At 48.3% G+C, this 1,030-nt stretch carries 1 protein-coding gene and 1 pseudogene; both read left to right on the forward strand.

Going from position 1 to position 1,030, the window contains the following annotated elements; genetic code table 11:
* The first annotated feature begins 4 nt into the window (after nucleotides 1-4).
* Nucleotides 5-661, forward strand: a complete 657-nt coding sequence (locus tag AC1DWB_RS36015) for a winged helix-turn-helix domain-containing protein (protein WP_477545846.1) — start codon at nucleotides 5-7, stop codon at nucleotides 659-661.
* Between the two features lies 1 nt (nucleotide 662).
* Nucleotides 663-1,030: pseudogene (locus tag AC1DWB_RS36020) on the forward strand (two-component sensor histidine kinase); the annotation flags it as partial.

Raw genomic sequence — 1,030 nt, forward strand, 5'->3', positions numbered from 1 at the left:
AGCTATCGCGGATCTCCTCGAATATGGATTGAACAAGGAAGGGTACTTGACCAAAAAGGCCCATACGGGCGCCGAAGGCTGGAGATTGGTCGAGGCGTTTCAACCGGATTTGCTATTTCTCGACTGGATGCTGCCTGACGTGAGCGGACTAGATATTTGCAAGAAAGTGACTGCCTCCTATAATATCCCCATCGTCATGATTACAGCCAAATCCGACATAACCGATAAAATACTCGGACTTGAGTTCGGAGCCGATGACTACATCACGAAACCCTTCGATCTACGAGAGGTCGTGGCTAGAATCCGAACGATTCTCCGGCGAATCGCACAAGCAAACCGAACGGGCGGCGACCCTCAAGAGCAAGTTCTTCGTATCAGAGACATTTCGATCTCAATAACCGAACGATTGGTTCGCAGAAACGAAGAATGGATCGATTTGACGCCGAAGGAGTATGATCTACTGATGATGCTGTACCAAAACAGGGGGATCATCTTCGGCCGGACCGAGCTTCTGGATCGCGTATGGGGGTATGATTATGCCGGGGATACGCGGACGGTGGATACGCATATTCAACGTTTGCGTAAAAAGCTAGGGTTGGGTGACTTGATCACTACCGTCTTCAGCATCGGCTATAAATTCGAGAAGCAGGTGGACGTGTAGCATGTTTCGAACGATTGGGGCCAAGCTGCTCATTGGGTTTTTCTTGATCTTCCTCGTCTTCTTCCTAATCCTTAACCAGATGGTGGCTAGGAACATCGAATCGGGCAATCACAAAATCATAACCGATAACTTGATCGGACTTAAGAACAATAGCAAAGCCTATGTGCGGCAATCGTTCATGATTCATCATTTTGCTAATGACGAGCTGTATTTCGGTCAAATCGCAGAAGAAATGGCGAACGAACTGCAGCACGACACGTCAACCAACTTCGGCATGTATTCGATAGCGGGGGAATTGCTATATGCGTCCGATCCCACGATATTCTCAATCGAAGGAGATGACCTGAAGCAAGCTCTGCAAGGCAAAAC

The sequence above is a fragment of the Paenibacillus sp. P4_E11 genome (genome assembly GCF_056401635.1).